Origin of the sequence: Bacillus sp. AFS012607 (genome assembly GCF_002558005.1) — a bacterium.
Lineage (GTDB): Bacteria > Bacillota > Bacilli > Bacillales > Bacillaceae_G > Bacillus_A > Bacillus_A thuringiensis_S.
The window spans coordinates 103,717-121,136 of sequence record NZ_NTVM01000015.1 but is presented as its reverse complement, the minus strand read 5'-3'; the positions used below and the strand labels follow the sequence as shown (position 1 = coordinate 121,136).

Sequence of the window (17,420 nt, the reverse complement as noted above, 5' to 3'; positions counted from 1 at the left end):
CAATCCTCATGAAAGCTTGTTTTTCATCATACACTTTCTTAAGGGAAAGTGTAAGGAGGGAAAATAATGAGAGCAAGTGACGATAAAGCACTGCAATATGCGATTGCGGAAATTACGGAAATTGCGACGGGATTTGGGCTTGATTTTTATCCGATGCGTTATGAAATATGTCCAGCGGAAATTATTTATACATTTGGTGCATATGGGATGCCAACGCGGTTTTCACATTGGAGTTTTGGAAAACAGTTTTTCAGAATGAAATTACAATACGATTTAGGTCTTAGTAAAATATACGAACTCGTTATTAACTCTGATCCATGTTACGCCTTTTTATTAGATACGAACTCTTTAATTCAAAACAAATTAATTGTAGCGCACGTTTTAGCACACTGTGACTTCTTCAAAAATAATATTCGTTTTTCAAATACGAAGCGAGATATGGTAGAAAGTATGGCGGCAACAGCGGACCGTGTGAAAGCGTATGAGCATAAGTACGGAAAAGCAGAGGTAGAAACATTTTTAGATGCCGTACTTGCCATTCAAGAGCATATTGACCCATCGATTATGCGTCCAAAACTTGCGTGGAGTATTGAAGATTTAGAAGAGGATGTAGAAAAGAAAAAGATATCACAGTACGATGACTTATGGAATTTAGATAATCGAAACAAAAAGAGAGAACGACCTAATATGCATAAAAAGAAGAAAATTCCGCCGCAACCAGAGAAAGATTTACTCCTCTTCATTGAAGAATATAGCCGTGAGCTAGAAGATTGGCAGCGAGATATATTAACGATGATGCGTGAGGAAATGCTATATTTCTGGCCGCAGCTTGAAACAAAAATTATGAATGAAGGCTGGGCATCATACTGGCATCAACGCATACTCCGTGAAATGGACTTAACATCTTCTGAAGCGATTGAATTCGCAAAGCTTAATGCAGGTGTAGTTCAACCATCAAAAACAAGTATTAACCCATACTACCTAGGTATTAAAATGTTTGAAGATATAGAGGAGCGCTACAATAACCCGACAGAAGAAATGAAACGACGCGGTGTAAAACCAGGATCTGGCCGTGACAAAATCTTTGAAGTACGCGAAATCGAATGGGATGTATCATTCTTAAGGAACTACTTAAACAAAGATCTCGTAATGAGAGAAGATATGTACTTATTCCAACGCCAAGGAAAAGAATATAAGGTAATAGATAAAGAGTGGGAACATGTACGTGATCAGCTCGTAAATATGCGTACAAATGGTGGCTTCCCGTACTTAGTAGTAGAAGATGGTGACTACTTAAAGAACGGAGAGTTGTACATTAAACATAGTTACGAAGGAATTGAGCTCGATTTAAAATACTTAGAAAAAGTACTGCCATACATTCATCAGTTATGGGGAAGAACGGTGCATATGGAGTCGATTGTGGAAAGTAAGGGCGTTGTGTTTTCTTATGATGGGAAGATGGTGCATCGGAAGTATGTGTGATGAAAAGAATGGACATAGGATACTGTGTCCGTTCTTTTTATTTGAAAAATTTATTTATATTTTTTACTTAAGGTAAAGAATATGACTAATTGTTTGAGTTTGTTAAGTCAACGTAATTAATAATGATTATCATTATTAATTACGTTGACTTCTGGAAAAAGAAAAACTAGAATTTATAAAGGGATCCTCAATTGTTTGCTATCACTTGTATAGGAGGTAAGTTATGTTGTATAGCTTTATTTCTATAAGATATATGTTGGCTCTTTATAGTTTTGGTGTTCTTTTTATCTTTTTTTGTATAGTATTTTTGGTGAATCAAAAGGTCTATGCAGAAGATGTACCGTGGACATCGGTTTCAAATGAGGGAGAACGTGAACTGTTTCAAGAACAATTATTGTATAGTAATGATCGAAGGGGAGAAGATCTTGTTTCGCCCTCATTTGAAGGGCGAAAACATGGTGGGGAAGATTGGGGAGCATATTTGGAAAATAGTAAGTTAAGTTATTCATCCAACATTCTTACCTATTCTCTTATAGGAATAAATGATCGAATACGGGTTAATGATAGAATTAGCGCTACAGTCCATGTAGCAACTCAGTATAATAGTGGAGAAATTTATGGATGTACAGGAGCACTAATTAGTAAAGATACAGTACTTACAGCTGGACATTGTATTTACAATAAAGAAATTGGTAGATGGGCGACAAATTTTATTGCAACTCCATGGCGTAATGGAGGACAAGCACCGTATTTATCTTTTTATGTTAAAAATAAAGAAAAACAGCCAATAAAAAATTTTGAAATTATACTTATGAAAGACGAATCACCTGAGCCCAGTAAAGAAATTGGGATCTCAATAGGGAAAACAGACGAAGAAGGAAAAGTTATTTGGAGTAATGTAATGAAGGGAAAATATATTATATTTTTGCCGAATAGTAAGACGTAAATAGTTAGAGTTAAAGACAGAGATGAATCGAGAGTAATAAATATATCATTGTAAAAAACGAATCTATTTGGATTCGTTTTTTATTGGTAAGTAAAGTAGTTGAAAAAAATTTAAAAAAGTAAATCCTTTACAATATACCCTTAAGGGTATATGATATTATACAAAGTTATAAAGTAATGTATAATATAGTTACGATTACGGAGGTGGTCTATAGTGGAATATAATCAAGATATGAAAAATAGATTGAAACGTATTGAAGGTCAAGTTCGTGGTGTGCTTCGTATGATGGAAGAAGGAAAAGATTGCCGAGAGGTTATTACACAGTTAACGGCATCTCGTTCTGCACTTGATCGTACAATTGGACTCGTTGTTGGAACGAATTTAGAGCAATGTTTGCGTGAACAGTTTGAAAGTGGTAATGGTTCAAATGAAGAGTTAATTAAAGAAGCTGTTCAATTACTTGTAAAAAGCCGATAATCTGTCAAACGTAAGTGTTGACAGATTTTCAAAAACATTTTAATATACCCATACAGGTATATGTATGTGAATTGTGGAGGAATCGATTATGAGTATAAAAGTGGATATGAGTTTAGATTGTAAAGGTTTGGCTTGTCCGATGCCTATTGTGAAAACGAAGAAGGCGATAGAAGGATTGGCACCAGGGCAAGTGATTGAAGTTAAGGCAACAGATAAAGGATCTACGGTAGATATAAAAAGTTGGGCGAGTAAAGTAGGACATCAATATATCGGGACGAAACAAGAGGGGGATGTATTGGTGCATTATGTTAGGAAAGCAAACGAGCATGAAGTGAATGAAGTTGTGAAATATCCTCATACAATTACGAATGCAGAATTACAGTCTATATTGTCTCATGGAGAAGAGAGCATTGTATTAGATGTTCGCGAAGCAGCGGAATTTTCTTTTGGCCATATTCCATCCGCCATTTCGGTACCATTAGGTGAATTAGACAGCGCAGTGTTAGATGAGACGAAGCAAATTTATGTTATTTGCCGAACTGGTAATCGCAGTGATATAGCTTGCCAAATGTTGAATGAGAAAGGTTATTTAAATGTGAAAAATGTCATTCCAGGTATGGTAGAGTGGCAAGGGAATATAGAGAAGTAAATTTTTTTGAACGAAAATATACCTATGGGGGTAATAAGATGAATGTTAAACCGTTACAAGCAAAAGATGTTGCAGAGAAAGTGTTATTCGGAGAGTTATTTATTTTAGATGTTCGTAATGAGGCGGATTATGAAGATTGGAAAATAGAAGGGAAACAAGTTTCTTCTATTAACAAACCTTACTTTGACTTGTTAGATGGTGTAGATCATATTGTAAGTGAATTACCTAAAGATAAAGATGTTTTAGTAGTATGTGCAAAAGAAGGGTCTTCTATATTTGTGGCAGAGCAATTAACAGAGGCGGGATTACAAAATATTTATTATTTAGCTGGTGGCATGAAAGCTTGGAGTGAATATGTGAAGCCGTTAAAAGTAGGGGATGTACAGGGCGGCGGAAGTATATATCAATTTAATCGTCTTGGAAAAGGCTGTTTATCTTATATGGTTGTTTCTAACGGTGAAGCAGCAGTTATTGATGCGGTAAGGACAGCCGAGGCATATGAAGAGTTTGTGAAAGAGCATGGCGTTACGATTACGAATGTAATGGATACACATTTACATGCAGACCATATTTCTGGTGGACGTAAGTTAGCTGAAAAGGTAGGTGGTACGTATTGGTTACCGCCAAAAGATGCCGAGGAAGTTGTTTTCTCATACGAACCGCTTGTTGAAGGATCTGTTATTACGGTGGGGGGTACTAAAATTGTAATTGACGCATTATACTCACCAGGGCATACGATTGGAAGTACGTCATTCATTGTTGATGATTCTTATTTATTATCAGGCGATATTTTATTTGTAGATTCAATCGGGCGTCCTGATCTTGCTGGTAAGGCTGAAGATTGGGTGAGTGATTTAAGAAATACGTTATATACACTTTATAAGGAACTGTCTCAAGATTTAATTGTTTTACCAGCCCATTATTCAAAAATAAGTGAAATGGATGAAAGAGGTGTTGTGAGTGCGAGCTTACAAGATTTATTTAAAGAGAATGTAGGGTTAAATATTGCTGATGAAATAGAGTTTCGTAAAGCTGTGACAGAGAACTTACCGCCACAACCAAATGCATATGAAGAAATTCGTCAAACGAATATGGGGAAAATTCATCCGAGTGTGGAAGAAGAGCGAGAAATGGAGATTGGCCCAAATCGTTGTGCAGTGCATGAGTCATTATAAAAATAACAAATTGGAGGAATTGATCATGAATATAAAACAAGTATTAGATGCGAAAGGTTTAGCATGTCCAATGCCGATTGTAAGAACAAAGAGAGCAATGGATGCTTTAGACACTGGAGAAGTGTTAGAAATACATGTAACGGATAAAGGGTCAGTTAAGGATATTCCAGCGTGGGCAAATAAAAGTGGTCATGACATTGTAAAGCATGAAGAAGAAGGCGATGTACTAAAGTTTTGGATTAAGAAGGCGTAGTAAAGAAATAATTTTATAAATATAGAGGGGGAGTTATATGAACACAATATTAAGTACGCTTTTCATTGTACTTGCTGCAGGATTTGTTATTTCACGTTTTTTACCGGTAAAAGGTGTTCGAAATATAAGTGGAAAAGAATTAAAGAGTATAGTGGGGAAAAAGGGGAAGCAATTTATCGATGTTCGTACAGTAGGTGAATATAGAGGGAATCATATGAAGGGATTTCGAAATATCCCGTTAAATGAGTTAGCTAGTAAAGCAAATCAATTAGATAAAAATGCGGAAGTAATCGTTATTTGTCAGAGCGGGATGAGAAGTAAGCAAGCGGCAAAGGTATTAAAGAAATTAGGATTCCAGCACCTTATCAATGTTTCAGGTGGTATGAATGGTTTGTGAGGAGGACTTTAAAATGAAAGAAATGACAGCAAAAGAATTAGAAGAAAAATTATTACGTAAAGAAGCAGTAAATATTGTGGATGTCCGTGAAGTAGAAGAAGTAGCTGAAGGAAAAATTCCAGAAGCATGTAATATTCCGCTAAGGATATTAGAGTTTCGTATGCATGAGTTGAATAAAAAGAAAGAATATATTATCGTTTGTCGCTCTGGCGCGAGAAGTGCAAGAGCCGTTCAATTTTTAGAAGGTTACGGTTTTCGAGCAATCAATATGGTAGGTGGTATGTTAGCTTGGGAAGGTAAAGTCATATAGCATAGAGATAAAAGGTTTGAGCCTTTTTATAAATAATTAAATACCCCTATAGGTAATTCGAAGGAGGAACAATATGGAACAACAGAAGAAAACGACAATCGTGTTATTTAGCGGAGATTACGATAAAGCAATGGCTGCTTATATTATTGCAAATGGTGCAGCGGCGTATGACCAAGAGGTAACTATTTTTCATACTTTCTGGGGATTAAATGCTTTAAGGAAAGATGAACATGTGAATGTAAAGAAAACATTTATAGAAAAAGTATTTGGAAAAATGATGCCACGCGGTGCCGATAAGATGGGATTATCCAAAATGAATTTTGCTGGCATGGGGCCAAAGATGATTAAAGGCATTATGAAAAAACATAACGCAATGCCTTTGCCAGATTTAATTGATTTGGCGAAAGAACAAGGAATTAAACTTGTAGCTTGTCAAATGACAGTAGATTTATTAGGGTTAAAAGAGGAAGAGATTATGGAAGGGATAGAGTTTGCAGGCGTAGGGGCATATTTAGCAGATGCTTCGGATGGGAATGTAAACTTATTCATTTAAATCACCTTCTTTTTAGAAGGAGGGGGATGTAAGGTGAGTTTAGTATTATTACTTTTTATAATTGGGTTTATAGGATCGTTTATATCAGGAATGGTTGGAATTGGCGGTGCGATTATTAATTATCCGATGATCTTATACATTCCAGTATTGTTAGGATTTACTGGTTATACGTCACATGAAGTGAGTAGTATTACAGCGGTACAAGTATTCTTTGCAACTTTTGCAGGCGCATGGGCTTATCGGAAAAGTAATGATATGGATAAAACGTTAGTTGTGTATATGGGAGCTAGTATTTTAATAGGAAGTTTCATAGGGAGCTTTGGTGCTAACGTATTAGAGGAACATACGGTCAATGTTGTTTATGCAGCGTTAGCAACAATTGCTGCTATTATGATGTTCGTACCGAAACGAAATAACAGTGGTGAAGTGACATATAATAAATGGTTAGCAAGCTTGTTAGCGTTTATTGTAGGAGGAGCATCAGGCATTATAGGTGCTGGCGGTTCTTTCTTATTAGTACCGATTATGTTAGTTATTTTAAAATTGCCGATACGTACAACAATAGCAACATCTATCGCTATTACGTTTATTTCCTCAGTAGGGATTACGACTGGAAAAGTGATAACTGGTCAAGTAGTTGTAATTCCAGCTCTTATTATTGCGGTTGCAAGTATCTTTGCTGCGCCGCTTGGAGTGCGAGTCGGGAAGGGGACCAATCAAAAAGCACTGCAATATATGTTATCGATTTTGATTGTAGGCACTGCTGTTAAAATGTGGATTGATATGATATCGAAATAAAAGGATGGGCTGCTTGTAGCCCATCCTTTTATTTATGCCCAAATAACTTTCATTAAGTTTTTATATTCGTCATTTGCTAATTTATATAGCATTCTCGTATGTTCAAAGACAAGTGCTGGATTAAAGTTTGGTTCTGAGAATGCAAGAGATGCTGAAATATCAATTGCATTTTGCTTGTTTAATGTGAATTTTGCAAAGCGATAAGATGTGTTTAATTCATTAATGACATGTAAAATATCATTTGTTGATGTTGCATCAGGCACGTGAGCAACATTGAAGCAGTATATATCCACCGTAGGATGTTCGTTTTGGAAAGCAGCGATAAGTTGAATTTTTGCGCCAGCTTCTGTCTCTAATCCTACTGAAAAATGAACAGAGCCATCATTTTCATCTATATTTTCTTCCATGTATATATCGTTGGATTTTAAGTAGTCTTTAAAATCTGAGATGTTATGTTTTACTGCAGCTTTCATATGTATGAGCCCCCTGATAATTGGAATAGATTGCTACTATTTATTATAATTTAAAAATATTAAAAAAGATAGTTAGAAAGTTCTGATTTTTGATTCTGACGAAATAAAAAGAAGCAGTACTCTACCTCCATAGAGTACTGCTTCTTTACTATTCATTGTCGTTAGACGATGTTTCTGTATCTTCACTGCTATTTTTGTTCTTATTTTTCACTTCATTGTTACTTGATTCGCGTTCACTTGAATTTTCAGACTTAGATTCTTTTGTCTTTTTCGAATCAGAGTCTGAGTCAGACTTTGTATATGCAGGTAGCCCAAGATGAGTACGAAGTTCATTTGTAACATTAGCTAATTCTTTTTTATCTGGATTGTAGTAGTAAGTTCGACCACCACCAGCAGATTTGCTACATGTATCGTCACCTTTTGCCATATAGCAATCATCACCTTGGATTTGTAATTTCTCAATTTCCGAATCCGATCCGTACTTATAGAATGAAAGCATATCATCAAATGTTAAGTTTGTAACGAATTGTCCGTTAATATCATCAATGATGTTGCCAACTTTTGTTACAGAACCAGCATTTGTTAGTTTCTTTAAAATAGCTTCGATAACGAGTTGTTGACGTTGTCCACGCATTGCATCACTATCGATGTGTCTTGTTCTAGCAAGAGCAAGAGCTTCTTCGCCATTTAACTTTTGAACACCTTTTTCTAGGTGAATTGCCTCAGCATTATCATTGCTATCTTGCTCAGTAAATTCAACTGGTACATCAACTTCAACACCGCCCAAGTCATCGACGATTTTTATAAATGATTTAAAGTTAAATTTCACAAAATAATCGACAGGAACATTCATTAATTTTTCAACTGCATCAATGCTTGCTTGTGGTCCACCATTTTTTCCGTTTTTAGCAGAACCGAATGCATGAGCATGTGTAATTTTATCTTTTTTCTTTTCTATTGGAATATAAGTATATGTGTCACGTGGGATACTTAATAGTTTAACAGTTTTGCTATCTTTATTAAATGTTGCAAGTAAAAGCGCGTCTGTTCTTATAGCTTCACCATATTCTTTTCCTCGGACATCGCTTTCATCAACACCCATTATTAAAACAGAGACGTTATTTGTAATAGGTTTAACAGCTTTATCTCGTAAATCTGATTTATCACCGCGTGCTAAATCGTGTGCGGCATTTCGAACAGCAGAAGATGCTTTATTTACTAAAAACCAAGTATAACCGCCACCTATTAATAAAACGAATAGTATAGCGCTTATAATAATTTTTATTTTTTTCTTATTTTTGTTCGGTTTACTGCGTGTATTTTCTTGCAAAGATGGGTTTTGCTCCATTTCCTGTACTCCTTCATTTGGATTGAAATACGACACTCATATCCACTTATTATAATGAAATTTAGCGAAAAAAAACATTACAAATCATTTACATTTCGTAAAAATTCAATTTATTTATAAAAAGTCAGATTTTCCATATATTCTTTTTTAGATGTAGAATAAGTATAAGGGCTTTTGGTAGAAATGAAAATATATATTATGAGAAAGTGATAGGGAAGTAAGATTTGTTGAAATATAGCCAAGAAGAAATGAGTAAGCTTACTTATTTCTTCTATATAATAAAGAAGAATTTGACGGATAAAGGAGAGAGCATAATGAATCATACATCATTCCGAGCAATCGTTGTGAACGAAACGGAAAATCATCAGTTTGTAAGAAAAGTTGTTGAGAGAGAAGTAAGTAGTTTACCTGAGGGAGACGTATTCATACAAGTTCATTATTCTTCATTAAATTACAAAGATGCCCTTTCAGCTACTGGTAATAAAGGTGTTACGAGAACGTATCCTCATACGCCAGGAATTGATGCCGCAGGAGAAGTTATGAGAAGTGAAGATAACTCCTTTAATGTAGGAGATCAAGTTATTGTAACGGGATATGACTTAGGTATGAATACCTCTGGTGGTTTCGGAGAATATATTCGCGTCCCATCATCTTGGGTCGTGCCTTTACCAGAAGGAATGTCATTAAAGGAAAGTATGATGTATGGGACAGCAGGTTTTACTGCTGCTTTGTCGGTATATAAGCTTATTGGAGCAGGAATTAATCCTGGTATGGGAGACGTTCTAGTAACTGGTGCTACAGGCGGCGTAGGGAGTGTAGCTGTTAGTATTTTAAGTAAGTTAGGGTTTAATGTAGTAGGAGCGACAGGGAAAATGGAAGAGGAACAGATGCTACTACGTCTAGGAGCGAAAAAAGTGATTCATCGCGCGGAATTGAATGATGAATCAGGAAGACCAATGTTAAAAGGGATATACGCCGGAGTTATCGATACTGTAGGTGGACATATGTTAGAAACAGCTTTAAAAACAGTAAAGTATGGTGGTTGTGTAACGACATGCGGTAATGTGGCAGGACAGGAATTACATACAACGGTATATCCGTTTATTTTACGAGGCATAAGCCTTTTAGGGATAGATTCCGTGCAATGCCCGGTGGATGTGAGAAGAGATGTGTGGACATTGTTAGCGGATGAATGGGAAAATTCAAAGTTAGCGTCTTATACAGAAGAATGTACATTAGAAGAATTAGATGAGAAGTTTGCACTTATATTGCAAGGAAAGTTAAAAGGAAGAACAGTTGTTAAAATAAAGTGAAAAAAGAGACGCTTAATGTAGCGTCTCTTTTCTTCATTATAATGATTGTTTTAAATTGATTTTTCCTTGTTCACCTAAAACACCGTCAGCGATATTTACAGCGTGATCGCCAATGCGTTCTAAGTTACTTACCATATCGACGAAGATGATACTTGCATCACCTGAACAGCTACGCTCGTTTAGACGTAATACGTGACGTTTACGAAGAACACGTTCCATTTGGTCGATTTTGCGTTCTTTTGCAATAACAGTTTGAGCTAGTTCGGTATCGAAGTTTGTTAAAGCTTCAACTGAGTCTTGCAGTGTTGAAATCGTTAATTCCAGCATTTCGTTTAATTCACCTAATGCTTCGTCTGATAGTGAAACACGATTTGAAATTTGGAAATCTACAAGTTCTACAAGGTTTTCTACATGATCACCAACACGTTCAATATCTCCAACAACACCTGCTAAAACGGAATGTTTTTCAGAATCCGTAGGTGAAAGCGGCTTTTCAGATAGTAGAACTAAATACTCGGTAATTTTTTTATCTAAATTGTTAATAGCTCCTTCTAATTGAGTAGCCATGTCAGCGTGTTTTTTGTCTTGTGTATTTAAAAATTGGTTTGCTTCTTTTAATCCATGTAATGAAAACTCAGCCATACGGATAATTTCTTTTTGAGCTTCTGTTAAAGCGATAGCTGGAGATTGCTCAATAAAGATTGGGTTTAAATGTTGCGGTTTGAAATCAATAGCAGAGTCTTCGCCGCGAATAAGTTTTGTTACAATCCATGCTAATACAGCGATGAATGGGAATTGAATAACTGCATTTGTTACGTTAAATGTTCCGTGTGCAAATGCAATTGTCATTTCTGGATTTAAGTTTAATGATGTTTGGAAATATTGAATTAAGCTTGTAAATGGTACTAATAAAATCGTAAATATAATTGTACCGACGATATTAAAGATAACGTGAACTAATGCTGCACGTCTTGCGGCAATAGAAGTACCGATTGCTGCTAATACAGCTGTAATTGTTGTACCGATGTTATCACCGAATAATACAGGAAGGGCAGCTTGTAAATCGATTGCACCTTGACCGAATAATTCTTGCAAAATACCGATTGTTGCGCTTGAGCTTTGTACAATTAAAGTGAAGACTGTACCGACAACAACTCCTAAAATTGGGTTATCACTCATACTAACCGTTAATTCTTGGAATGATTCTAAAGAGCGAAGAGGTTTCATACCTGCGCTCATTAATTCCAAACCGAAGAATAACATACCAAAGCCGAATATAACTTGACCTAAAGAATGTACTTTTTTATTTTTAAAGAAGAATAATAAGATAGCTCCAACTGCCATAATTGGGAGAGCGTATTCTCCGATTTTAATTCCGATAATAAATGCAGTAACTGTCGTACCGATGTTTGCACCCATAATAACACCGATTGCTTGTCTTAATGTCATAAATCCTGCGCTTACAAGTCCGACTGTTAAAGCGGTTGTTCCTGAGCTTGATTGGATTAATACCGTAACTAACATACCTGCTAGTACACCCATGAGTGGGTTTGTTGTAAAACGATCTAGAATATCACGAAGACGATCTCCAGCTGCTTGTTGCAGTCCATCGCCCATGTATTTAATCCCGAATAAGAAAATACCTAATCCACCAATGAACTGGAAGATCATATCTTGAACATTATATTCCACGCATTCCACTCCTTAAATTTCATGTACGATGTAATTATTAACTGAACCTTGAGTCACTGTAAACGGTTTGCTAGTAAAATTTACACTAAATTTACAAAGGGTAGAAAAGTTTACAATACCTTAAAGAAACAGCTGTATTTTATTGGTTTTCATCTTGTATAAATCTTAATTTTGTAAAGAAATCATACTTTTTAGAATAGTATTGTTCAGTTGAATATCAAGGAAAGCGTCTGCGAGTTCATCGTATATTTTTTGATGAAAGTTAAAAAAATATGTAGGAAAATGCATGTAGTTTTATAACAGCAAAACGAGAGAAAACAATTTTTTTAACACGATAAAAAAGCCACTGGATTATCCAGCAGCTTTTTCCGTGTTTTTATCGCCATACTTTTGTTTTCTTATGCTTGTAATGTAAATGAAGAGAAAAGCAATAAGTAATAGAGAGGAGTAACGATATACAGTTGCATAGTTTGTAAAATGAGCAATAAATCCAAATATAATCGCTCCAGCGCCGATTCCAAGGTCAAATGCGGAGAAGAATGTAGCTGTTGCTACGCCGCGTCGATGCGGTGCTACGCGGTCAATCATCCATGCTTGTAGTGCAGGTTGGATCGCTCCAAAACCACTTCCGTAACATGCTGCAGCAATAATTAAGCTCGGAATTGTCGTCGTATACGACAATAAAATAATGCCTGTAAACGTTATAATAACTCCCGGAATGATGACGAATGTATGGCCTTTCGCATCATATAGCCTTCCAGAGAATGGACGAGTTACAGCAATTGCTAGTGCATTACATAAAAAGAAGAGGCTAATATCAGCTATGCCGACTTCTGTAGCAAATAGTGTGATAAAACTTCCGATTCCTCCGTACATTAATGTAATACATAATATTAATAATGAAGGAAGTAAAGCTTTACGCTCAATAAATCCATCGAGAAAAGTACTAGATGATTGTTGTGGCGGCTGTTTCGTTTTTTGGATTTGAAGTAGTTTCGTTAATATTAACGAAACAATTGTGCACGATAGTGCACATAAAAAAAGAATTGTGAAGTTATATGTTTGCATGAGCCATAGTCCTATAAGTGGACCGAGGGCCATTGCAATTGTTCCAGAAAGGCCAAAATATCCCATGCCTTCTCCGCGGCGAGCTGAGGGAATTAAATCAGAAACGACAGTTCCATATGTAGTCGTTGTAATACCGAAACCAGCTCCGTGTAAAATACGAACAGCAAGCAAGAGAAAGATAGTTGAGGCGAAAAGGTAACTGCCCATAGCGAGTAAACAGATAGCAGTACCGATCATTAAAATGATTTTTTTATTAAATTTTTGCAAGGCGTTCCCAGTTAGCGGTCTAACAAAAAGTGCCGCAACGGTAAACATACCGACAACAAATCCGATATTGGAACTTGTGCCACCAATTTCTTTCACATAAACAGGTAAGGTTGGAATTAACATTTGAAACCCTAAAAACATACATAAGTTTGCAAAAATTAAAGCAACAAACTCTTTTGTCCATAACGGTTCTCGTTTTACGAGTATTGCTTCTCCCATATATTCATCCCCTATATAAAATTTTCCCGCTATTCACGGGCAGTAAAACTCCCACCTCAAAATCGGACTGGAGCAAAGAAGTTAGGTGGGAAATCAACTGCCCGATTGGTTCAACTAATAATCAGTGGGGGATGAACACCCCCCTCACTGATTAAAGTTTCACTTTATCTCTTTTCTTTCGAGTATATGTATTGGCCAATGCAACAGTCAAGGAAGGTGTCTTGAAAACGGATAACAATTTTTAAGGCGAAAAACTGACAAATTTGTGTAAAAGCTACACAACTATGAAAAAAAGATGTAAAGTATAGATGTATAGACTTGTAGGTGTTAAGAATGATAGAAATTGTTTTTTCTTTAAAGAAAGCGGATTCGAAAAAGTAGTGAACAAGAAGGGGAGATATACTTTTTCACTACATATATTTGAAAAGGTTTACAATATGATGAAGAAAGAGGCGTGTACATATGAGACGATTAGGTATTTCTATTTATCCAGAACATTCAACAGTAGAGAAAGATAAGGAGTATTTAACATTAGCAAGTAAATATGGATTTACACGTGTGTTCACATGTTTATTATCTGTGGATGGAGAAAAAGAGAAAATTATAGAAGAATTTAAAGAAACGATCTCTCATGCGAATGCATTAGGGTTCCAAGTATTAGTTGATATTAGTCCATCTGTTTTTGAACAATTTGGTATTTCGTATAATGATTTATCATTCTTCCATGAATTAGGTGCGTACGGTATTCGTTTAGATGTTGGTTTCTCAGGATTAGAAGAATCAATTATGACTTATAATCCGTATGGTTTGAAAATTGAGATTAATATGAGTAATGGTACGAAGTATGTAGATAACATTATGAGTCATAGACCAAATCGTGAAAATTTAATTGGTTGTCATAATTTTTATCCGCATCGTTATTCAGGGTTATCATACGATCATTTCATTAAATGCTCGAAACAATTTAAAGATTACGGTATGAGAACGGCTGCTTTTATTTCATCATTTGATGCAACATACGGACCTTGGCCAGTAACAGAAGGGTTATGTACATTAGAGCAGCATCGTGAATTACCGATGACAACACAGGCGAAGCATTTATTTGCGACGGAATTAATTGATGATGTTATTATTGCAAACGCATATGCGTCAGAAGAAGAATTACAAGCACTAGGTGCATTAAATAAAGAGAAACAAACATTTGATATAGAACTATATGATACAACGACAGAATTAGAAAGAATTATCGTATTAGACGAACCACATTTTTATCGCGGAGATGTATCTGAATATATGATTCGTTCTACACAAAGTCGTGTGAAATATAAAAAAGAAGAGTTTAAACCTCATAATACGCGTGAAATTAAGCGTGGAGATTTATTAATTGATAATGAACAATATGGCCAGTATAAGGGCGAATTACAAATTGCATTAAAAGATATGGTGAATACAGGAAAAACAAATGTAGTTGGTCGAATTATAGAAGAAGAAATTTTCTTATTAGATTATTTACAAGCATGGGATAAATTCGGATTCATATTAAAGAAATAGAGAGAATATAAAGGGGAAAAACTACTGATTTCAGCAGCTTTTCCCCCTTTATATATAAAGAGCGAGAGGAAGAGCTATGACAAAGGTGCAGCAGCGATTAATTTCTATTTTAGAGGAGTTTTTAGAAGAGAAATCGATGTTAAATCGAGCTTTTTTAGCGGGCCGTTTACATGTATCAACGAAGACGATTCAAAAGGATATAAAATTATTAAATGATATATTGGAAGAAAACGGAGCGAAAATCGAATCGCAAAGAGGGACTGGGTACGAATTAGAAATTATACAAACGAAGAAATTTGAAGACTTTTGTGTGAGTCTATTTCAAAAACAGACGGAAAAGATCCCAACTTCTTATGAAGAAAGAATAGCGTACATTCTGCAGCGTGTTTTAACGGCAGAGGGATATGTGAAGCTTTCAGAATTAGCGGAAGAGATTTATGTGAGCAAATCAACGGTTAATTTAATTATGAAAGATGTTACAGATATATGTGGTCGCTATAAATTACAAATTGAGAAGAGACCGTATTATGGTATACGTATTGTTGGAGAGGAATTTAATATTCGTTCTTGTTTATCACAATATGGTTTACCGCGTTATGACCATACTCCGTTTCATGAGCAATTTGAGCAGACGGAGACATATTTATCGCTACCTTATATATCACACATCCGTTCAATTATATTAAAGTATATTGAAGGTGGAACAATATATTTATCTGATATAGAAATTGATAATTTAGTCATTCATATTGCAATCGCATTAAAGCGTTGTCAAAGTCAACATTATATGAAAGAACTGCATACGGAGCAATCAAAACTTATAATAAAGAAAGAATATACAATTGCGAAGCAGATTTTAGGAGATTTAGAGAAAGAGTTGAAATTTTCATTTCCAGAAGAAGAAGTATTATATGTGACGATGCATTTATTAAGTACTGCTGTTACAACGAGAGATCGCTATGAAAATGTAGAAGAGCTATTAGGAAAAGATATATATGCATTTATGCAACATATTCTTTTTAAAGTAGCGGAAGAACGGAATCTTATTTTTTATTATGATGAAGAATTATTATTTGGATTTGGTATTCATTTAAAAACGTTATTAAATCGTTTGAAGTATAAGTTAAATACGAGAAATCCTCTTTTGGCAGAAGTGAAAAAGAATTATCCGTATGCTTTTGAAATTGCGGTTCTTGTTGGAGATATCATTGGTGAATATACGGGTGAATCGATCCCTGAAAGTGAAATTGGCTATATTGCAATTCACTTCGGCGGAGCGATGAGCCGTTTGCAGGAGCAAAATCAAAAGAAAAGATGCTTATTAGTTTGTGCGACTGGTCAAGGAAGTGCACAACTATTAAAATATAAAATTTTATCACAGTTCCGAGATAAATTAGAGATTGTAGGTATTACAGGCTATTATCAATTGAAAGTAGAAGATCTTTATAAAGAAAAAATAGATTGTATTATTAGTACGATTCATATACCGAGTGGCTTGCCTGTTCCAGTTATAAAAGTGAATTCAATATTTGATGATAAAGAGATTAAATCGATTGGTCAGCGGTTGTTTACGCATGTGAATAATAGTGTGCAGCCTTATATTAAGGAAGATTTAATTTTTTTAAATCATAGTGCTTCTACGAAAGAGGATGTTATTCAGTTTTTATGTGAGAAAGCTGCTGAGAAACATTATGTACAAGAAAACTTTTATGCTTCTGTTATGGAAAGAGAAAATACGTCTCCGACAGCGGTTGGGAATTCAGTTGCAATCCCGCATCCGATGCAGTTATTAAGTGAGGAAACTTTTTTGATGTTTTGCACACTTGAAAAGGCTGTTGATTGGGGAGATAAAAAAGTACAAGTAATTATTTTATTTAGTGTAAAGCGCAATAATAATGAAGATTTGCAAAGGCTTTATGATTTTTTATATGATATTATGTCTAGTCAAACTACGATAGAGAAACTTACTCAGACCGAGGTAATTGAAGATTTTCAAGAGATTTTATTATCATTTTGAAAAAGTATATAAAAACTTCCGTTACATAACGGAAGTTTTTTATGTTTAATTGTATGCGTTTTCATAATAAGATAAAAATATAGAAAACATATAGCTTGGGGGAATTTAAAATGGCTGATATGCAAACTCCATTTGCATTAATTTTACATGGTGGCAATGCGAGAAGTGCAGCGCTTGAAGCAATCGCTTTTGCAAGACAAGGAGATTTTGAGAATGCGGGTGAAAAGATGAAACTTGCTAGTGAGGAAATTTCAGCAGCACATCGTATTCAAACGGATTTAATTCAAGAAGAGGCAAGAGGAAATCATACAGAAATCAGTTTACTGTTAGTGCACGCACAAGACCATTTAATGAATGCAATTACAGTGAAAGAACTAGCTGAAGAATTTATTACTCTTCATAAACGAGTAGAAGAGAAAGTGACAGTATAAG

At 35.2% G+C, this 17,420-nt stretch carries 18 protein-coding genes; 14 read left to right on the top strand and 4 right to left on the bottom strand.

Features of this window, described 5'->3' with window-relative positions; translation table 11 throughout:
* Positions 1-66 precede the first annotated feature (66 nt).
* The 10 genes from spoVR to CN409_RS19840 all read left to right on the top strand — a co-directional run bounded on the left by spoVR (position 67) and on the right by CN409_RS19840 (position 7,040).
* Positions 67-1,482 (top strand): stage V sporulation protein SpoVR, encoded by a 1,416-nt coding sequence (gene spoVR / locus CN409_RS19890; RefSeq protein WP_097980891.1) that lies wholly within the window; start codon positions 67-69, stop codon positions 1,480-1,482.
* Positions 1,483-1,705: 223 nt separating this feature from the next.
* Entirely contained in the window at positions 1,706-2,428 is a 723-nt protein-coding gene (locus tag CN409_RS31510; RefSeq protein WP_141527716.1) for a DUF2606 family protein, read from the top strand.
* Between the two features lie 213 nt (positions 2,429-2,641).
* Positions 2,642-2,905 (top strand): metal-sensitive transcriptional regulator, encoded by a 264-nt coding sequence (locus tag CN409_RS19875; protein ID WP_000456206.1) that lies wholly within the window; start codon positions 2,642-2,644, stop codon positions 2,903-2,905.
* Between the two features lie 88 nt (positions 2,906-2,993).
* On the top strand, positions 2,994-3,554 hold the full coding sequence (locus CN409_RS19870; protein WP_000023954.1) for a sulfurtransferase TusA family protein: 561 nt from the start codon (positions 2,994-2,996) through the stop codon (positions 3,552-3,554).
* A gap of 38 nt (positions 3,555-3,592) precedes the next feature.
* Positions 3,593-4,729, top strand: coding sequence for an MBL fold metallo-hydrolase (locus CN409_RS19865; protein WP_086390991.1), 1,137 nt, complete (start codon positions 3,593-3,595; stop codon positions 4,727-4,729).
* 25 nt (positions 4,730-4,754) lie between these two features.
* Complete coding sequence (locus CN409_RS19860; protein ID WP_001022560.1) at positions 4,755-4,982, top strand: sulfurtransferase TusA family protein; 228 nt, start codon at positions 4,755-4,757, stop codon at positions 4,980-4,982.
* Positions 4,983-5,019: 37 nt separating this feature from the next.
* Positions 5,020-5,379, top strand: a complete 360-nt coding sequence (locus CN409_RS19855) for a rhodanese-like domain-containing protein (RefSeq protein ID WP_001092313.1) — start codon at positions 5,020-5,022, stop codon at positions 5,377-5,379.
* 13 nt (positions 5,380-5,392) lie between these two features.
* A complete protein-coding gene (locus CN409_RS19850) occupies positions 5,393-5,689 on the top strand; it encodes a rhodanese-like domain-containing protein (protein ID WP_000661799.1) in 297 nt (98 codons plus the stop codon).
* 73 nt (positions 5,690-5,762) lie between these two features.
* The gene (locus CN409_RS19845; protein ID WP_000437740.1) at positions 5,763-6,242 is read left to right on the top strand and encodes a DsrE/DsrF/DrsH-like family protein; all 480 of its coding nucleotides are present in this window, start codon (positions 5,763-5,765) and stop codon (positions 6,240-6,242) included.
* A 33-nt stretch (positions 6,243-6,275) separates the two neighbouring features.
* The gene (locus CN409_RS19840; RefSeq protein ID WP_000060625.1) at positions 6,276-7,040 is read left to right on the top strand and encodes a sulfite exporter TauE/SafE family protein; all 765 of its coding nucleotides are present in this window, start codon (positions 6,276-6,278) and stop codon (positions 7,038-7,040) included.
* 32 nt (positions 7,041-7,072) lie between these two features.
* Here CN409_RS19840 and CN409_RS19835 read toward each other — a convergent pair whose 3' ends face one another.
* Positions 7,073-7,513, bottom strand: coding sequence for a hypothetical protein (locus CN409_RS19835; RefSeq protein ID WP_000642361.1), 441 nt, complete (start codon positions 7,511-7,513; stop codon positions 7,073-7,075).
* Positions 7,514-7,661: 148 nt separating this feature from the next.
* On the bottom strand, positions 7,662-8,861 hold the full coding sequence (locus CN409_RS19830; protein WP_000437427.1) for an LCP family protein: 1,200 nt from the start codon (positions 8,859-8,861) through the stop codon (positions 7,662-7,664).
* A gap of 227 nt (positions 8,862-9,088) precedes the next feature.
* Between CN409_RS19830 and CN409_RS19825 the strand changes: the two genes are divergently transcribed.
* Entirely contained in the window at positions 9,089-10,174 is a 1,086-nt protein-coding gene (locus CN409_RS19825) for a YhdH/YhfP family quinone oxidoreductase (RefSeq protein WP_140161827.1), read from the top strand.
* A gap of 36 nt (positions 10,175-10,210) precedes the next feature.
* On the opposite strand, the gene CN409_RS19820 is transcribed toward CN409_RS19825, so the two are convergent.
* Together CN409_RS19820 and CN409_RS19815 are read right to left on the bottom strand one after the other, a co-directional pair.
* The gene (locus tag CN409_RS19820; protein WP_000456251.1) at positions 10,211-11,866 is read right to left on the bottom strand and encodes a Na/Pi cotransporter family protein; all 1,656 of its coding nucleotides are present in this window, start codon (positions 11,864-11,866) and stop codon (positions 10,211-10,213) included.
* 351 nt (positions 11,867-12,217) lie between these two features.
* Positions 12,218-13,420, bottom strand: a complete 1,203-nt coding sequence (locus CN409_RS19815; RefSeq protein WP_000503241.1) for an MFS transporter — start codon at positions 13,418-13,420, stop codon at positions 12,218-12,220.
* Between the two features lie 462 nt (positions 13,421-13,882).
* Between CN409_RS19815 and CN409_RS19810 the strand changes: the two genes are divergently transcribed.
* The 3 genes from CN409_RS19810 (at position 13,883) to CN409_RS19800 (ending at position 17,419) form a co-directional block, all read left to right on the top strand.
* Positions 13,883-14,971 carry a DUF871 domain-containing protein gene (locus CN409_RS19810; RefSeq protein ID WP_086390992.1) on the top strand — a complete coding sequence of 363 codons (1,089 nt, stop codon included), beginning with the start codon at positions 13,883-13,885 and terminating at the stop codon, positions 14,969-14,971.
* A 76-nt stretch (positions 14,972-15,047) separates the two neighbouring features.
* Positions 15,048-16,988, top strand: a complete 1,941-nt coding sequence (locus CN409_RS19805; RefSeq protein ID WP_097980890.1) for a BglG family transcription antiterminator — start codon at positions 15,048-15,050, stop codon at positions 16,986-16,988.
* A gap of 110 nt (positions 16,989-17,098) precedes the next feature.
* Complete coding sequence (locus CN409_RS19800; protein WP_000774625.1) at positions 17,099-17,419, top strand: PTS lactose/cellobiose transporter subunit IIA; 321 nt, start codon at positions 17,099-17,101, stop codon at positions 17,417-17,419.
* The last annotated feature ends 1 nt before the right edge of the window (position 17,420 follow it).